The sequence below is a fragment of the Candidatus Omnitrophota bacterium genome, assembly GCA_028716565.1.
Classification (GTDB): Bacteria; Omnitrophota; Gorgyraeia; order Pluralincolimonadales; family Pluralincolimonadaceae; genus Pluralincolimonas.
The window spans coordinates 1-16,739 of record JAQUPL010000013.1; the positions used below are offsets into that span (position 1 = coordinate 1).

17 protein-coding genes are annotated in these 16,739 nt (G+C 53.8%); all 17 read left to right on the plus strand.

Annotated features, from left to right (window positions below):
- Positions 1–32 precede the first annotated feature (32 nt).
- Complete coding sequence (locus PHO67_08840) at positions 33–128, plus strand: PEP-CTERM sorting domain-containing protein (GenBank protein ID MDD5547243.1); 96 nt, start codon at positions 33–35, stop codon at positions 126–128.
- Positions 129–314: 186 nt separating this feature from the next.
- Positions 315–1,313 carry a LacI family DNA-binding transcriptional regulator gene (locus tag PHO67_08845; protein MDD5547244.1) on the plus strand — a complete coding sequence of 333 codons (999 nt, stop codon included), beginning with the start codon at positions 315–317 and terminating at the stop codon, positions 1,311–1,313.
- Between the two features lie 46 nt (positions 1,314–1,359).
- On the plus strand, positions 1,360–2,148 hold the full coding sequence (locus PHO67_08850; protein MDD5547245.1) for a DUF116 domain-containing protein: 789 nt from the start codon (positions 1,360–1,362) through the stop codon (positions 2,146–2,148).
- A complete protein-coding gene (gene shc / locus PHO67_08855) occupies positions 2,145–4,046 on the plus strand; it encodes a squalene--hopene cyclase (protein MDD5547246.1) in 1,902 nt (633 codons plus the stop codon). Before PHO67_08850 ends, shc begins: the two co-directional genes overlap by 4 nt.
- A gap of 33 nt (positions 4,047–4,079) precedes the next feature.
- Positions 4,080–5,048 (plus strand): adenosyl-hopene transferase HpnH, encoded by a 969-nt coding sequence (gene hpnH, locus PHO67_08860; GenBank protein MDD5547247.1) that lies wholly within the window; start codon positions 4,080–4,082, stop codon positions 5,046–5,048.
- Between the two features lie 16 nt (positions 5,049–5,064).
- Positions 5,065–6,081: an SDR family oxidoreductase gene (locus PHO67_08865; protein ID MDD5547248.1), complete on the plus strand. Its 1,017-nt coding sequence runs from the start codon at positions 5,065–5,067 to the stop codon at positions 6,079–6,081.
- Complete coding sequence (gene ispH / locus PHO67_08870; protein ID MDD5547249.1) at positions 6,078–6,914, plus strand: 4-hydroxy-3-methylbut-2-enyl diphosphate reductase; 837 nt, start codon at positions 6,078–6,080, stop codon at positions 6,912–6,914. Before PHO67_08865 ends, ispH begins: the two co-directional genes overlap by 4 nt.
- 2 nt (positions 6,915–6,916) lie before the next feature.
- Positions 6,917–7,498 carry a hypothetical protein gene (locus PHO67_08875; protein ID MDD5547250.1) on the plus strand — a complete coding sequence of 194 codons (582 nt, stop codon included), beginning with the start codon at positions 6,917–6,919 and terminating at the stop codon, positions 7,496–7,498.
- A complete protein-coding gene (locus tag PHO67_08880; protein MDD5547251.1) occupies positions 7,498–8,127 on the plus strand; it encodes a ribulose-phosphate 3-epimerase in 630 nt (209 codons plus the stop codon). Before PHO67_08875 ends, PHO67_08880 begins: the two co-directional genes overlap by 1 nt.
- Before the next feature lie 55 nt (positions 8,128–8,182).
- Positions 8,183–8,542 (plus strand): hypothetical protein, encoded by a 360-nt coding sequence (locus PHO67_08885; GenBank protein MDD5547252.1) that lies wholly within the window; start codon positions 8,183–8,185, stop codon positions 8,540–8,542.
- Between the two features lie 100 nt (positions 8,543–8,642).
- Positions 8,643–9,626: a magnesium transporter gene (mgtE, locus tag PHO67_08890; protein MDD5547253.1), complete on the plus strand. Its 984-nt coding sequence runs from the start codon at positions 8,643–8,645 to the stop codon at positions 9,624–9,626.
- 27 nt (positions 9,627–9,653) lie between these two features.
- Entirely contained in the window at positions 9,654–10,040 is a 387-nt protein-coding gene (gene queF / locus PHO67_08895; protein MDD5547254.1) for a preQ(1) synthase, read from the plus strand.
- Positions 10,041–10,042: 2 nt separating this feature from the next.
- Positions 10,043–10,561 carry a cob(I)yrinic acid a,c-diamide adenosyltransferase gene (locus PHO67_08900; GenBank protein MDD5547255.1) on the plus strand — a complete coding sequence of 173 codons (519 nt, stop codon included), beginning with the start codon at positions 10,043–10,045 and terminating at the stop codon, positions 10,559–10,561.
- A 1-nt stretch (position 10,562) separates the two neighbouring features.
- Positions 10,563–11,261: a ubiquinone/menaquinone biosynthesis methyltransferase gene (locus PHO67_08905; protein MDD5547256.1), complete on the plus strand. Its 699-nt coding sequence runs from the start codon at positions 10,563–10,565 to the stop codon at positions 11,259–11,261.
- Positions 11,262–11,267: 6 nt separating this feature from the next.
- The gene (gene menA / locus PHO67_08910; protein MDD5547257.1) at positions 11,268–12,179 is read left to right on the plus strand and encodes a 1,4-dihydroxy-2-naphthoate octaprenyltransferase; all 912 of its coding nucleotides are present in this window, start codon (positions 11,268–11,270) and stop codon (positions 12,177–12,179) included.
- Positions 12,180–12,188: 9 nt separating this feature from the next.
- Positions 12,189–14,453: a glucoamylase family protein gene (locus tag PHO67_08915; protein MDD5547258.1), complete on the plus strand. Its 2,265-nt coding sequence runs from the start codon at positions 12,189–12,191 to the stop codon at positions 14,451–14,453.
- Positions 14,454–16,739 (plus strand): non-lysosomal glucosylceramidase (locus tag PHO67_08920; protein ID MDD5547259.1); only part of this gene is annotated, 2,286 nt, incomplete at its 3' end.

Below are 16,739 nucleotides of genomic sequence, written 5' to 3' on the forward strand. Positions count from 1 at the left end.
ACAACTCAACGGGCAACTTCGGATATGACAACATCAACGTTGATTACGCTCCGGTCCCGGAACCGGCGAGCCTTCTTCTGCTCGGTTCGGGTCTGGTAGGTTTGTTAGGGTTGAAAAGGAAAAAGTAACCTGATTTAAGGGGCCGGCCCTGCTAAAATCTCATCCCCCACGAATAAGACGAAGCAGGGCCGGTTCTTTTATCATTGTAACTGCAACCAGGGCAAGGCCGCTGCCGTTAAAAGCAGCGGCCTTTTTTCGGAGTTTACTTTTCCCGGCTTCTCTGATAAGATAGTAATCACCGGAAAGGGCAGCTAATGAGCGTAAAATCACTGGAAGAACTCGCGCAAAAACTTAACATCTCGCGCCGTACCATCTCGAGGGTCCTTAAGAACGACAAGAACGTGGCCGAGGAGACTCGGGAGCGCATTTTAAAACATCTCGATAAAGAGAAGTATTTCCCGAATATCCACGCCGCGAGCCTCGCTTCAAAGAAGATAAACGTAATAGGCCTTGTATTCCCTAACGATACTTTCATAAATACCGATTTCTTCGCGATAGATACCATCAAGGGAGTGGCCCGCGCCGCCAACGAGAACAACTACCAGCTGATGATATTCACGCAGACCAAATTTGACGGCGACCAATGCCTCCAGATGTATAAGAGCAAGCTGGTTGGCGGCCTGATATTGGTGGCTATCTCGAGAGACGATACTGAAAAACTCGAAGAATTAAGGAAACAGCAGGTCCCGGTAGCGCTGCTTTTCGCGTATTCCGAGAGGGCGGATTCTTTCGGCTGCGATAACAGGAAGGGCGGATACGTCGCCACGAAGCACCTCATAGATACCGGCAGGAAGAAGATAGCCTTCATCCACGGGCACGAGAACTGGTTCGATGCCGAGGAGAGGTTCAAGGGATATAAACAGGCGCTCGAAGAGGCCGGCCTCCAATTCAGGCCGGAATACGTGGAGCGCGGATATTTCAGGTACGAGGACGCCGGGATCGTCGCGAAAAAGTTCCTCTCGCTCGATTCCCCGCCCGACGGTATCTTTGCGGCGAACGACAGGATGGCTATCGGCGCGATAAAGGCCGTAAAGGGCGCAGGGAAGAGGGTCCCGGAAGATGTCGCCATAGTCGGATTCGATAATATACCGATATGCGAACTCTTCGATCCCCCGATAACCACCGTCGACCAGCCCGTAGTCGATATCGCCTACGAAGCCGGCTCAGACCTGCTCAACTCCATAAACTCCCCCCACAGGAAATCCTATACGCGTTTCTTCGATCCCAAGCTCATCATCCGCAAATCCGCTTAATAGCATTATTGCGCCCACCCTTTATTCGTGATATAATTATGCCCTTATGAAAGAGACAGGGAAGGGAAAGAGGCTGGAAGACAGGCTTTTGGGAGACGAATGGGCGGATTGGCAGCCGGGCACCAAGGGCGGAAGCCCAAGCGACGCCCCGAAATCGTTATTCATTTTTTTCTCTTTTTTAGTATTACTCCTTGTCTTAGTTGGAGTTTGGCTGTTCTGGTACCTTGCCCTTCCCCGCTTTGAAAGCTTCGGGCGGGGGTTTACGGATATTGCCGGGGTAGTTTTTTGTATCTTCGGCTCTTTAACGGCGGCGTGGTACCTGGCGCAGGTCTTATCGGCGGTTTTCAGGGTCAAACTCGCGCCGTCTTTTATCGCCAGGCGGCTCCCGCTGCGCATATTCCTTTCCGGAGCGGTAAGATTGGCCGGACTTTTCGGCGTAACGAGGGACAAGATAGGCAATTCCTTCGTCAAATTCCATAATGACCTTATGTACGCGACGCGGACGGGCAAGGACTCGAAGAAAATACTCCTTCTCCTGCCCCGATGCCTCTCCGCGGATATACGGACAAAGATAAAAGAGCTCAGCGAGAAGTACCAATTTGTAGCTTTCACCGCTTTCGGCGGGGACGAGGCGAGAAAAGCCATAAAGGACCACATGCCCGACGCGGTCATAGGCGTGGCGTGCGAGAGGGACCTCATCTCCGGCATACAGGATACCGCCCCGAAGATGCCGGTCTTTGGGCTAGCGAACAAGCGCCCCGAAGGGCCTTGTAAGAACACTTCTGTAGACATAAAAGAACTTGAAAAAATAGTAAGATACTGCCTTAACGTATGAGCGAGAGACTCTTAAATGCGATAAACAGGGCTCAGGAGTATCTCTTGAGCAAACAGGATGCCGACGGCTATTTCCATTCGAATTTCCACATGGACCTGGGCCTGGAGGCGGATACCATCTTCCTTTTGCGGTTCCTTGGGATAAGGGACGACGCGCTGGAAGAAAAATTGGTGAATTATATTTTAGCAAGGCGCCTCGAGAACGGGGGATGGGCTATCTATCCGGGCGGCCCTCCGGAACTTAACGCCACCATAAAAAATTATATGGCGCTTAAGCTTAAAGGATTCGAGGAGGCCAACCAGCTGATGGCGCGGGACCGCCGGATAATTTCAGACCTCGGCGGCATCGAAAAGTCCAACAGTTATAACAGGTTCTATCTCGCCATGTTCGGTCTCGGGAATTGGGCCGCGGCGCCCGCTATCCCGCCGGAACTCATATTGCTCCCGGAGCAGTTCCCGGTGAATATTTACGATTTCAGCGCGTGGACGAGGACGATCGTCGTGCCGCTTTCGATAATTTGGGCTTTCAGGCCGGTGCGTCCGCTCGCGAAAAATTTCAACGTCGACGAACTTTACGTTAACGGCCGCAGGATGAAGGATTGCGGCATACGCTGGGACCGGCGCGGGATAAGCTGGAAGAACCTTTTCCTCTTCCTGGACGGGACGATAAAGGCCTTGTATAAATTGAGATTAGCGTTCCTGAAGGGCGCGGCGGTGAAGAAAGCCGAACGATGGATGATAGATAGGTTCGACAAAAGCGACGGGCTTTGCGCGATCTATCCGGCTATGATCAATTCGGTGATGGCATTGAGCTGTCTCGGGTACAAGGACGACCACCCGCTGGTAAAGTCCAACCTGGATGAAGTCCTGAGGCTGCTCGTGCATAAGGGCGACAGGGCGGAGATGCAGCCCTGCGTCTCGCCGGTCTGGGATACCGCGCTCTGCGCATATGCCCTCGGCATATCGGGCTTACCGAAGGGCCATGAGTCGATGAGAAAAGCCGGCCGGTGGCTGCTCTCGAAGCAGGTCAACGAGCCCGGCGATTGGAAGGTCAAGACTAAAGAAGCCGTGCCAGGCGGTTGGTATTTCCAGTTCAGGAACGAATTTTACCCGGACATAGACGATACCGCGCAGGTACTGCTCGGGCTGATGCAGATAGATATGGGGCCGGAAGAACCGCAAAAGAAGGCCGGGTTCGAACGCGGCCTTGGCTGGATGCTGAAGATGCAGTCCCGGGACGGCGGATTCAGCTCTTATGACAAGGATAACAACAAACGTTTCCTAAACAAAGTCCCGTTCTCCGACCATAACGCGATGCTCGACCCGACGTGCGCGGACATAACCGGCAGGGCCTGCGAGCTGCTTGGCAGGTTAGGTTACGACGCCAAGAAACCCCCGCTTAAAAATGCCGTGAAATTCCTGAGACGTGAGAAACTGCCCGACGGGACATGGTACGGCAGGTGGGGGGTTAATTATATATACGGCACATTCCTGGCCGCGCGGGGCCTTTCTTTTTCGGCCGGAGGGCCGTCAAAAAAAGAATTAACGGCGGCAGCCGGATGGATATACGGGGTCCAGAATGAGGACGGAGGGTGGGGTGAATCGGCGCTGACTTATGAGGATCCGTTCAAGAAAGGCAGGGGGCCCTCGACCGCCTCGCAGACGGCATGGGCGCTTTTTATACTTTTTGCAGGCGGCGACTACGACAGCAGCGCCGTCGAACGCGGCATAAATTATCTTATAACGAGCCAGGGGGTAAACGGTAGCTGGGAGGAGGCTTATTTCACGGGAACGGGTTTCCCGAGGGTCTGCTACCTGCGCTATGAGCTTTATTCGGCGTATTTCCCGCTTATCGCGCTTTCCGAATACGCGGCCAACCGCGGAAAGATGAAGGTCTGAAAAATGAGATTCAAGCCCGGTTTAACGGCCAGAATGACGAAACATATAATTGCCAACAAGATCAGGAACAACAAGAAGTTCTCGCTTGTTTTAATGCTGGAACCGACGTTTATGTGCAACCTGTCGTGCGAAGGGTGCGGCCGCATAAGGGAATATAAACGCGACCTGCACAAGATGATGACCGTCGCCGAATGCCTAAAGGCGGTGGATGAGTGCGGGGCGCCGATAGTGTCGATCTGCGGCGGAGAACCGCTCGTCTACCCGTATATATCCGAGTTGGTAGAGAAACTTGCCAAGAGGGGTAAATATATATACCTCTGCACCAACGGCCTTCTCTTTAAGGATAAGATAGACACGTTGAGGCCGAGCGGCAACCTCATGATAAATTTCCATATCGACGGGCCGGAGAAGATGCATGACGCGATAACCGGGCTTAAAGGGACATACGCGAGGGTGATCGAGGCGATAAAATCGGCAAAAAAGAAGGGTTTCTTCGTCTGCACCAATACCACCATCTACAGGCAGACTGACATAAACGAACTTAAACAGTTGTTCAAGACCCTCCAGGGCGCCGGGGTGGACGGCTTCCTGATATCGCCGGCCTACGGGTACCCGCAGGTGGGCGAGGCATTCTTCTTCCGCAAGAAGGAACTGGCGGATTTCTTCCGGAAACTCGAGCCCGAGTTCAAAAAATACAATTTTCTCGGCTCCCCGTTATATTTTGAATTTGTGCAGGGGAAGCGCGAGCTGGATTGCGCGCCCTGGTCGACGCCGACACGCAACCCGATAGGGTGGCGCTCGCCCTGTTACCAGCTTGCCGATAAGCATTTCGCCACCTACAAGGAACTTATCGAAAAGACGGAATGGAAAAAATACGGTCCTAAGAGCAAGAACCCGCACTGCGCGGAGTGCGCGGTCCATTGCGGTTTCGAACCTGCCAGCGTGCTCGAAGGAAAGTCGTTCAAAGATATAATGACGTTGATCGGCTGGCAGTTCAGTTAATCCCGGGAGAAAAAATATGATCCTTGTGACCGGCTCTAACGGTTTCGTGGGTTCGCACGTAGTGAGATTATTGGACAATAGGGGGGAGCGCGTCCGCTGCCTCGTGCGCAAGAATTCCAATCTCGTGAATCTCATCGAGGAGCAGCCCTTGAAATGCGATGTCGAATTCGCCTACGGCGACCTGCGCGATCCGGATTCGCTCAAGAAAGCCCTCTCCGGGGTCAAGACCGTATACCACCTGGCCTCATATGTCCATCTCTGGTACGCGAATCCCAAAGAAGTCTATGATATCAATTGGACCGGGACGAGGAATTTATTCCAGGCCGCGCTCGAAGAGGGGGTCGATAAGGTCGTCTTCACCAGCACGGCCGCCATTTTAAAAGGGGGCACAAAGGAGAACCCGTCCGACGAAAGGGCGGTATTGGGCCTGGGGAAGATGGCCGGCCACTATGCCCGCTCAAAATGGCTCGCCTACGAGGAAGCGGTCAAATATATCAAGAAAGGCCTTCCGATAGTTACAGTCAGCCTGACGACGCCGGTGGGCGAAGGGGATTACAACTTTACCCCTCCGGGAAAGATGATACTCGATTACCTTAACGGCAGGCTTCCCGGCTATATCGACACCGTCATAAATTATATCGATGTGGGGGATGTCGCTGCCGGGCACCTGCTCGCGGAAGAAAAGGGAAAGACAGGCGAGCGGTATATCCTGGGGGCCGACAACCTGACTCTTGAGGAGGTATTCGGCATTTTAAGCGAAATTTCCGGCAGGCCTAAGCCGAAGACCAAATTTTCCGCGTCGCTCTTGCTGCCGCTGGGTTTTGTATCGCAAAAGATATGCCAATATGTGACGCACAAGGAACCTCTTATCCCATGGGAAGGGTTGAGGCTCGGCGGAAAGCCGTTCGCTTTCGATTGTTCAAAGGCGGTGAAAGAACTGGGACTCCCGCAGGGCGATGTAAAGGACGCTTTCCGGAGATCCGCGGAATGGTTCTACTCGAAGGGTTACGCGAAACGGGGAGAGAAGGGATGAGGATATTGACGCCCAGGAAGATTGGGTGCTGTTTCGGCGTGAACCGCGCGGTAAAACTCACGGAAGAAGCGCTTTCGAGAGGCGTCCCGGCCTATATAACCGGAGAGCTGGTCCATAACGACGCCATTACCCGTAAACTCTCCGAAAAGGGGCTCAGGGAAGTGAAGAGCATAAGAGAGGTAAGGGAAGGCGGGATGCTTATCATACGCGCGCACGGCATCTCTCCCGACGAAAGGGCTAAGGTCGCGGTGAAGAGGATAGAGATAGTCGACGCCACCTGTCCCATTGTCAGGCAGGCGCAGATCGCGGCGAAGAAACTGGAAGAGGAGGGCTATCAGGTCCTGATAGTGGGAGACAAGGACCACGCCGAGATAAAAGGCATATTGGGCCACCTGAAGGAGAAGGCGATAGTGGTCGCGAACCATAAAGAGGTCGACCAGGCAAAATTGAAATACAAGGTCGGCCTTATCTTCCAGACGACCCATTCGGTGGAGCTCTGCAGGGATGTCGTTGCCGAGGTGATGAGGGTAGCCCATGAGATAAAGATAATCAACACCATATGCGCCGACATCAGGAAAAGGCAGGAGGACGCGGTAAAACTCGCCCAGAAAGTCGACCTGATGATAGTCGTAGGAAGCCACCACAGCTCAAATACCCTGAAGCTCAAGAAACTCTGCCATAAATACAATAAAAATACGATACAGATAGAGAGCGCGAAGTACCTGAAGCCGTCTGCGCTGAAAGGCGTAGGATCGGTCGGCATAATCGGGGGCGCGTCGACGCCGGATGTGCTCATCGAAGAAGTCAAGAAGAAGCTCAAAAAGTTGGGCTGAAAATGAAGAAGATCGCCGTCATCTTCGCGTTTTACCGGGAGCTCAGGCCCCTGGCGCGCCTGATGAGCGTAAATTTTTTTAAATCGCTCCGGCCGGTGATACTGGCGAAGGACGGATACCTGGTCCTAGCAAATAGCGGTATAGGAGCGGAAAAGGCCGGGGAGATGGCGGAGGATATCATAAAAGATTTCAAGCCCGACCTCATAATCTCAGCAGGGTTTTGCGGCGCGCTTGTCAAGGACCTTAAGATAGGCGATGTTATCGTATCCGACCTGCGCGACCGTAAGTTATTTTGCTCCCCCCGGCCGCTCTTCACCTGCGAGGAGAAGAGCGCTGCGTTCCAAAGGGAAGGCGCTATCATCGTCGATATGGAATCCGAGGCGGTCTCATCGGCCGCGAAGAGGCACAACATTCCTTTTATCGCGGTGAAGGCGGTAAGCGATACGCTGTTGGATGACCTGCCGAGGTCTTTCCTGCAGTTCTTGTGGCCGCCGAGGCTCCTGCGCCTCAAGAGGAACACCGATCTCGCTTCAAATAATCTCGCGGAATTCCTACTCGATTATATAAACAAAGGAGCGACCTGATGAGGATAGTGCCGGCAGTGCTTACGGACAAGCCCGACGAACTGAAAAGGATGATCGCCCAGGCCGAAGGTTTCTGCGACCTGGTACAGATAGATATAATGGACGGGAGATTCGTCCCGTCTAAAAGCATATCGGCCGCGGACCTGGCGAAGATCAAGACGGGATTAAAGCTTGAAGTCCACCTTATGGTGGAAGAGCCGGGCAAATATCTGGAACCGTTCAAAAGGGCCGGGGCAAAAAGGATAGTCTTCCACTATGAATCCAAAGAGGACCCTTCCTCGGTCATCCAGAAGATACGCGCGCTGGGGCTGGAAGCGGGTATCGCGATAAATCCGGGGACGCCCGTATCGAAAGTCGAAGGATATTTCAAAGATATAGACGTCCTGCTTTTTCTTTCCGTAAATCCGGGTTTCTACGGCAGCAAATTCATCCCGGAGGTCTGCGATAAGGCGTGCGCGTTAATGGGTCGCAACGGCAGGCCGGTCATCGCGATGGACGGGGGATTGAAAATGGACAATATCCTGATGATAAAGGAGGCCGGTGTCGATCTCGCCTGCGTCGGGAGCGGCATATTCGGCAAAGGAGACCCGAAGGAAAATTACAAAAACCTGGCCGAAACGGTAAGGTAAATCTTATAGACTTTTCGACATTCTATGGTATACTTTAAACAAGAAGGAGGGAAAAATGCGCATAGCAGCCACATTTATATTGGTGATCGCCCTTATGTTCTCAGTTTCAGCCCCTGTATTCTCTGACGGCGCCAGCGGACTCATTAAGTCTGGTTTGGTCGGCGCCGCGACGGGCGCAGTAGCTTCGGGCGCTTCCGGAGGCAAGGCCGGGCAAGGCGCGCTCATAGGCGCCGGGACCGGCATAGCGGCGGGTGTCATAGCGGACGTTTTGATGCCCGATGAAAAGCCGGCTCCCGCTCAAGCGGCAGCGCCGGCTCCGGCATCGGACTCCAGCGGCTTTGAGAGAGGATACACCAAAGGCTACGAGGCGGGATATCAGGCCGGTTACCAGGCCGGAACGAGCGCGCGCAAGTAGCGTAAGGCGGCGCTATAAAGGATATTTAACCGAAAAGCCCTTTGACGATTGAATCAGAGGGCTTTTTGTTTTATAATATTAACCAAAATTAGGACGGCGCATGGTTACCAGAAGGGCAAAAGGCGAGACCGTAGGCTCCATAATGAAGAACGAGTTCCTGGCGGTCTCCGACGAATCCACGATAGAAGAGACTATAAAGCACTTCCGCACCGTCTCGCTTGAGAAGGTGTCAAAGCCTTCCTATATATATGTGGTGGATCCCCGCGGCCATCTTGTAGGAGTAGTACAGATGCGCGACCTTTTGAGCCACTCGCCGGGCGTCCACGTAAGGGATATAATGCTAAAGAACGTGATAAAGGTGCACGCGGAGATGGACCAGGAAGAGGTGGTAAGGTACTTCATAAGGCACAAGTTCCTCGCGCTGCCCGTAGTCAACAACGAACAGAAGCTCGTCGGGATAATAACGGCCGATGAGATGGTCGATATAGCCGAACTCGAGGCCGAGGACGACATCGCAAAGATAGTCGGAACCGGCGTCGACGAAATAACCTCAAGGTCCATACCGCGCATAGTCAGGCTGAGGCTGCCGTGGCTCGCGATAAGCATAATGAGCGGGCTCGCGTGCGCGTTCATACTCGGGTGGTTCGAGCGCGACATGAAGTCGGTCATAGCGCTGGCGCTTTTTATCCCCATAGTGCTCGGACTTTCGGAGAGCATAGGAATGCAGTCGTCGACGATAGTAGTAAGGAATATGGCCCTCGGCCGGGCGTCTTTCAAAGACGTCAGGTGGCTGCTCCAGAAGGAGATGCTCGTCGGCGTCATCGTCGGGCTTGTATGCGGGGTGCTTGTGGGAGGGGCCGCCACGCTTTGGCAGGCCAATGCGAACCTGGGCGCTGTACTCTTCGTTTCTATGTCGATGTCGATAATACTCTCGGGCGTCATCGGTTCCTGCCTGCCGTTCCTGTTCAAGTTCTTCAGGATAGACCCGGCGCTGTCCTCCGGGCCGATAGTCCTGGCCACGTGCGATATAATAACCCTTCTTATATATTTCAGGGTTTCCGGGTTTTTTCTGTCTAGCCATTAAAACATTCCGGGGAGCGCAAGGAGACGTATGAAAAAAGGGTATACTTCCGAACATGCCGGCAAAGGCTTGAAAGACAGCCTGCCACCCATAGAGGCTTTTCCGAACTTTCATAAGGATTACGAGATAAAGATCGAGATACCCGAATTCACCTCTGTCTGCCCGAAGACCGGGCTTCCGGATTTCGGGACTGTAACGATAAGATATATGCCCGGCAGGTCGTGTATCGAGCTGAAGTCGCTGAAATATTACATCATCGGTTTCAGGAATATGGGAATATTCTACGAGAACGCGGTGAACAGGATACTTAAAGACGTAGTCTCCTCGTGCAAGCCGAAATGGTGTATTGTGACCGGAGAATTTAACGTCCGCGGCGGGATGAAGACGACCGTGACCGCGAGATACAGGATCAAATAATAATGCGCATCACGACAAGGTCAGGCGACGGAGGAAAGACGCGGCTCTGCGGCGGCAAAGCCGTATCTAAGTGCGACCTCAGGATAAAGGCCCAGGGCGCAATAGACGAACTGATATCATTCCTCGGCCTCGCGAAGGTGAAGGTAAAAGAACCCCTTGTAAAAAAGAAGATAGGCCTCATACAGAGAGACCTCTTCAGGATCGCTGGTTGCATTTCCGCCGGCGGGAGGAAGGCTTCAGTTTTCTCTATAAAGGATTGCGACATAAAAATGCTTGAAGGGTTTGGCGACATGATGGAAGGCCGCGGACCCGTTCCTTCGGCGTTCGTCGTCCCCGGCGTCAATGAACCTTCGGCGGTCCTGCATGTTGCCAGGGCCGTTGCGCGCAGGGCCGAGTGCTGCATCGTCGAATTGAGCGGCAGGTCCAAAGTAGACCGCTGTATATTGGCTTACCTTAACAGGCTGTCGGACCTTTTATTCATACTTGCCATCAATGAGGAAGGGCGCCCGGAACGGATTTAATATGCCGAAGATCTCTTTCCCAGATATCCGCGGGATGTTCTCATTTCTTTCACGGCGATATGACCTCTTTAACAGCCTTGTAAGCCTGGGCATGGACTACGGCTGGAGGAGGGAGGTTGCGGCTCGCGTCAGGGGCGGGTCGCATGTGCTCGATCTCTGCACGGGGACAGGCGACCTTGCTATCGAGATAGCCGGCAATAAGCCCGGCGCGTCTATAGAGGCCTTGGATTTTTGCCCGGAGATGCTTGAGATAGGGCGCCGTAAGGCGGGGGCGAAAGGCCTCGGCGAGCGGATAAAATGGGTCGAAGGGGAGGCAGCCGATCTTCCGTTCGAGGATGGCATATTTGATTTTGTCGTATCCTCTTTCGCGCTGCGCAATGTGGCACCCGATCTGGATAAAGTTTTTTCGGAGACGTACAGGGTCCTCAGGAAAGACGGCACGGCCATGGCGCTGGACCTGACGAGGCCTTCAAGCCCGGCAACGGGGTTCCTCTACCGCATATATCTTAAATGCATAATGCCGCTTATCGGGTTTGCCGTGTACCGGAAGACCTCTCCCTTTTCGTATTTGGGAGATTCTATACTGTCTTTTTACGGGGTCGATGAGGTCAAAGCGAAATTTATCGGAGCCGGCTTCAGGGAATGCGCATATAAATCCCTTGCTTTTGGGGCGGCAGGCATATATCTGGCCGAGAAATAACAAGTTATGAATAAAACATTGATATGGGCGGCATCTCCAAGGCCTCAATTCTTTACGGCCGCTATCATCCCCGTGGTCCTGGGCGCCGCGGTTGCGGTGCATCAAACCGGGGCGTTCGATTGGGGGTTGTTATGGCTGACTATGGCAGGCGCTTTATTCGTTCACGCCGGCTTGAACCTGACGAACGATTATTATGATTACATTAGCGGTGATGATGTAGCGAACAAGACCCCGACCCCGTTTAGCGGGGGCAGCAGGCTGCTTCCTGACGGCGCGCTAAAGCCCAGGGAAGTGCTTACTGCGGGTTTATTTTGTCTTGCTGTCACGGTAGCGATAGGCGTATATCTCGTTTACGCATTAAGGGGCTATTTGTTGCTGCCGATAGGGATCGCGGGATTATTCCTAGTTTTTTTCTATACGGCGCCCCCGTTCAGGATCGGGTATACGGGTTTTGCCGAGCTGGCCACGGGAATAGGTTTCGGGCCTCTTATGGTATTGGGTTCATATTACGTCCAGGCGCGGCGCCTTTCATGGGAAGCGTTTTGGGCTTCCGTTCCCGTAGGGATACTTATAGCCCTAGTCCTCTACATAAACGAGTTCCCGGACTACGAAGCGGACAGGATTTCCGGCAAAAGGAATACGGTCGTATCTATCGGAAAGGCGGCTGCGGCCAAATACTACCGTTTATTTCTATTGTCGGTATATCTTGTGGTGCTGCTCGGTATAGCGTCGGGGATATTTCCCTTTGCCGCGATACTGACCTTCGTGACGCTGCCGGCGGCCATCAAGGCGATCAGGGTCACCAGTGCGCATTTCGACAAGATAAAAGAGCTGTTGCCTGCGAACGCGCTTACGATAGCGATACATCTCTCTTTCGGGATACTTTTTACTTTCGCGTATTTATGGGGGACAAAATAGGAGGCAACAATGTTGACGGCGATGAAGGTATTGGCGTGTACGGCGGTGTTGTTTTTTTCCTTTAATGGGGCCGCCAGCGCGCAGGAAAATCCCGGAGTAAACCTGCTTATCCCAAGCGCGATGCAGGGGGTATGGGAGAATAAGGGGACGGTAAGGCAGTCCTACACCTCACAAGGGGTCCGCACCGAAGGCGCACAGATATGCCAGATAAGATATAGCGTAAGCGGGGAGGGACAAGAAGCGGGTTTCTGGTTCGGCCTGGTGGGAAAGGACCTTAGCAAATACGGGGCCGTGACTTTCTGGGTGAAAGGGGAAAAGGGCGGGGAAGTATTCAGGATAGGGATGAAGGATGGCTCTTATTTCGAGGACAAGCTGGATATAAAGAAGTACCTTCCGGCAGGCGTGACTGCGGGATGGCAGAAAGTCACGATACCCCTGGCGGATTTCAAATCGATATACGATTGGTACGATATGGATAATTTTTCGGTCACGTTCCGCAACGATTACGGCCAGCCGTTTGATGGGGTAATCTTCCTGGACGGGCTTACCATCGAGGGGGAGAGGACAAACGTCACCAGGCCGCAAGCGGTAAGATGGGAATCTCCTGAGCCGTCGACGATGACCGACGAACAATTCCTCGACCTAATCGAACATTCGGCATGCATGTTCTTCTGGGAGGAGGCGAATCCCGAGAACGGGCTGATCAAGGATACCTGCAATACCCTCCTCAAGGACAATTCGCCGATGGCCAGCATCGCGTCGGTCGGATTCGGCCTGCCGGCCCTGTGCGTTGCGGTGGACCGCGGCTGGCTCCCGGAAGACAAGGTCAAGGAGAGGATAATCACGACGCTTAAATTCTTCAGGGACAGGGCCGAGTGCGTCCACGGATTCTATTATCATTTCCTGGACATGAAGACAGGGAAACGCTGGGGCGATTGCGAGCTCTCCTCGATAGATACGACGCTGCTACTGGCCGGAGTCGTCTTCGTGGGAGAATATTACAAAGGCACCGAGATAGAGAGGCTTGCGAAGGAGATCTGCGACAGGGTCGATTGGGCGTGGATGATGGACAACGGCACCACCCCGAGCATGGGCTGGTCCCCGGAGAAGGGTTTCCTGCCTTACAGGTGGTCGGGTTATACCTCCGAACACTTGGTGCTGTATTTTATGGGCATAGGTTCGGATACGCATCCGATGTCGCCCGATTCCTGGAGCGCCTATAACAGGGGTTTCACGACCTATAAAGGCTTCAGGTTCACCGGTCCGCCCGCGTTATTTACCCACCAGTATTCGCACTGCTACGTCGATTTCAAAGGCAAAGAAGATAGCTTCATGGATTATTTCCAAAACTCGGTCCAGGCGACGATGGCTAACAGGCAGTGGTGCATCGACAATATGAACCGCAGCAAGACCTACGGCCCGGACTGCTGGGGACTGACCGCCTGCGACGGACCGGACGGCTACAAGGCGTACGGGGCCCCTAACGGCGAGAACGACGGGACAGTATCGCCGACTGCGGCAATATCCTCCATCATCTTTACCCCGGACCTCTCGATAAAGGCGGCCAGGTATATGTACGCCAGTTACAGGGATAAGATATGGGGAAAATACGGCTTCGTCGACGCGTTCAACCGGGACAGGAACTGGGTCTCGTCGAAATATATCGGCATCGACCAGGGCCCGATAGTCCTTATGATAGAGAACTACAGGACCGGGATGGTCTGGAAGTATTTCGCGCAGAACAAGAACATTGAGAAAGCGATAAAGCTCTGCGGTTTCACCAAGCCGAAGAAGGTCCTCGATACGCTGGACCTTTCGGGCAAATGGTATTTCAGGACCGGCGACGATATCAATTGGGCTAAGCTGAAATTTCCGGGCAGGGAGTGGAAAGAGGTAAATGTGCCGGCGGTCTGGGAGACGCAGGGATTCGCCAACTACGACGGATACGCATGGTATTGGTACGGCTTCAAGCTCTCCAAGGAGAGAAGGGAGATATGGAAGGAGAAAGGCGCTAAGATAATTCTCCGGTTCGGGGGCATCGACGATGTCGATATGACCTTCTTCAACAATAACCTCGTAGGCAAGAGCGGCTTGTTCCCTCCGCATGTCCAGTCGGTATGGGAGAAAGAAAGGAATTATGAGATCCCGGCGGGCATCGTGAACTTCAATTCGCAGAATGTGATAGCGGTGAAGGTATACGACAACGAAAGGCAGGGCGGCATCTATAAAGGGCCGGTACAAATAAAGGTAATAAAAGAAGAAGAACTGGAATAGATGATGAGGAAGAGGGATTTTTTCGAGATACCCGATTGCGCCTGGAAGAGGGGTCTCGGCGATGTGCCTTCTAACACGGCGAGTTCCTGCCCGGACAGGGGCGTGGCGCTGGGGGGATTCGGGGCCGGAGCTTTCATGTACAGCATCTCCGGCGCGTTCGGCCCTTGGGCGCTCAAGTGCGGCGCCTACGACCAGACATGGCTTTATGAGGGCGCGTTCCATGTCTACGAAAAAGTAGGGGCCGGCCCGGCTAAAGTAAAGACGCTCGGGACGAACCCGTCGCTAAAACCGGCATGGGATAAATTAAATAAAGGGGAGGCGGCGTATTACGCCCTCCAGCCAAAGGGATGGGTCACGTACGACTGCTTCACCCTTGATATCTCGCAGAAATTCTTCTCGCCGATAATCCCGAATAATTACAAAGAGACGTCTTATCCTGTCGCCGTCTGGCAGTTTAAATTCTTCAACCCGGCCAAAGAGAAGGCCGAGGCCTCGGTCATGCTCACCTGGCCGCAGCCGCCTTTCAGCGGGTCCCTTCGCCGGAGGGGTTATAAAAATATCCTCGGGGAAGACGGCGGCATCATCGGGATAGTCCTGAAAGCGGACCATCCTGATAATACGCCTGAGACGCAGAATTCGGAATGGTGCATCGCCTCCAGGACGGGCAAGGGCGAGACGCTTACATATGCACTCAGCTGGAATAAGGACGGCGACGGTTCCGAGGTCTGGAGGGATTTTAAGGCCGACGGCCTTCTTGATAACAGGCGGCTCGACGGTTCAGATTCGGCCGCGGCTATAGCGGTCAAGGTTTCGCTTGATCCCGGCGAGTCAAAGATAGTGCCTGTCGTCCTATCGTGGGATTTTCCGGTAGTGAAATTCGGCGACGCGTGCGTCACCGGTACCGAGTGGTGGAGGAAGTATACCGAATATTTTGGGCGGGATTCCGCGCAATCCTTCAATATCGCGAAAGAGGCCCTCGCGAATTACCCGGAATGGGAGAAGAAGGTCGACGCGTGGATGAATCCCGTCATAAAGAACAAGAAATACCCCGCCTGGCTCAAGACCGCGGCCTTCAACGAATTATATTACACGCAGTTCGGCGGGACGTTCTACGAATCCGGGCTTAAGTCCGGCCACGACCGGGAATATATGGGGCTCCATGAGGACGACCATAAGTTCTTCGTCATGGAATCGATAGGCTACCCGTTCTGCGAGACTTTCGACGTCAGGCATTATTGTTCGATACTGACGCTCAAGTTCTGGCCGGAGATAGAACGGGACATATTGAGATGTTTCGCCGACGGTATAATGCATTACGACAGCCTCCACCAGACGCCACACGACTTCGGCGCGCCGGCTGACGACCCGTTCTTCAAATTCGATAACTACGGGACGAACAAGCTGCACTGGAAAGACCTGCACGCCAAGTTCATCCAGCAGGTCGCCAGGTATTATTATGTCCGCGAAGACAGGGAGTTCCTCGATTACTGCTGGGCGGCGGTTAAGATGACCTACGAGTATATGAAGTCCCAGGACACGGACGGGGACGGGCTGCCTAACAACAACGGTTCGGATAATACCTACGACGCGTGGGGCCTGTACGGCACCAGCCTCTTATGCGGCGGGCTCTGGGTCGGAGCGCTCGAGGCGATGGTAAAGCTGGCGCATGTCCAGCGCGACCCGATATTCAAGGAAGCGTTTGGCCTCCTTGACAAGGCGAGGAAGAATCTCGACAAACAGTTGTGGAATGAAGCGGGGCAGTATTACAGGATGGATACTGCAGGAAAAAATTCCGGCGCCATAATGGCCGACGGGCTGAACGGCCAGAGGTTCTGCGAGACGACGGGATTGCCAGATATCCTTCCGCGCGAGCGTATGGTCCGATACCTGAAAAAGGTCTATGAGATGTGCGTCGTGCCGCTCAATGATTTTAACGGCGACGGCGTGGGCGACTGCGGCGCCATAAACAGCAAGAACGCCGACGGAAGCGATATAAATATCAACATGGCCAGGGAGGTCTGGCCGGGTTCCACATATTTTATGGCCGCGACCATGTACCACCTCGGCCTTAAAGAAGAGGCGCTTAAGGCGGCGTACGGCTGCTATTATATCGTCTACGGACACGAACCGAGCGCCTACTGGTTCAACACCCCCGAAGGATGGCACGACGGCGGCGGTACGCCGCGGCCGACCAATCCCGAGCAATACCAGCGCGCCCGCGCCGTCTGGGAACTCTTACTGGAGATAGACGACCCATACGAGAATATCCTCAAGTCCCTCTTCCGG

Excerpts from the sequence above, each read along its gene's own strand:
- PHO67_08845 (MDD5547244.1), top strand. The coding sequence starts at position 315 with ATGAGCGTAAAATCACTGGAAGAACTCGCGCAAAAACTTAACATCTCG.
- PHO67_08850 (MDD5547245.1), top strand. The coding sequence starts at position 1,360 with ATGAAAGAGACAGGGAAGGGAAAGAGGCTGGAAGACAGGCTTTTGGGA.
- shc (MDD5547246.1), top strand. The coding sequence starts at position 2,145 with ATGAGCGAGAGACTCTTAAATGCGATAAACAGGGCTCAGGAGTATCTC.
- hpnH (MDD5547247.1), top strand. The coding sequence starts at position 4,080 with ATGACGAAACATATAATTGCCAACAAGATCAGGAACAACAAGAAGTTC.
- PHO67_08865 (MDD5547248.1), top strand. The coding sequence starts at position 5,065 with ATGATCCTTGTGACCGGCTCTAACGGTTTCGTGGGTTCGCACGTAGTG.
- ispH (MDD5547249.1), top strand. The coding sequence starts at position 6,078 with ATGAGGATATTGACGCCCAGGAAGATTGGGTGCTGTTTCGGCGTGAAC.
- PHO67_08875 (MDD5547250.1), top strand. The coding sequence starts at position 6,917 with ATGAAGAAGATCGCCGTCATCTTCGCGTTTTACCGGGAGCTCAGGCCC.
- PHO67_08880 (MDD5547251.1), top strand. The coding sequence starts at position 7,498 with ATGAGGATAGTGCCGGCAGTGCTTACGGACAAGCCCGACGAACTGAAA.
- PHO67_08885 (MDD5547252.1), top strand. The coding sequence starts at position 8,183 with ATGCGCATAGCAGCCACATTTATATTGGTGATCGCCCTTATGTTCTCA.
- mgtE (MDD5547253.1), top strand. The coding sequence starts at position 8,643 with ATGGTTACCAGAAGGGCAAAAGGCGAGACCGTAGGCTCCATAATGAAG.
- queF (MDD5547254.1), top strand. The coding sequence starts at position 9,654 with ATGAAAAAAGGGTATACTTCCGAACATGCCGGCAAAGGCTTGAAAGAC.
- PHO67_08900 (MDD5547255.1), top strand. The coding sequence starts at position 10,043 with ATGCGCATCACGACAAGGTCAGGCGACGGAGGAAAGACGCGGCTCTGC.
- PHO67_08905 (MDD5547256.1), top strand. The coding sequence starts at position 10,563 with ATGCCGAAGATCTCTTTCCCAGATATCCGCGGGATGTTCTCATTTCTT.
- menA (MDD5547257.1), top strand. The coding sequence starts at position 11,268 with ATGAATAAAACATTGATATGGGCGGCATCTCCAAGGCCTCAATTCTTT.
- PHO67_08915 (MDD5547258.1), top strand. The coding sequence starts at position 12,189 with ATGTTGACGGCGATGAAGGTATTGGCGTGTACGGCGGTGTTGTTTTTT.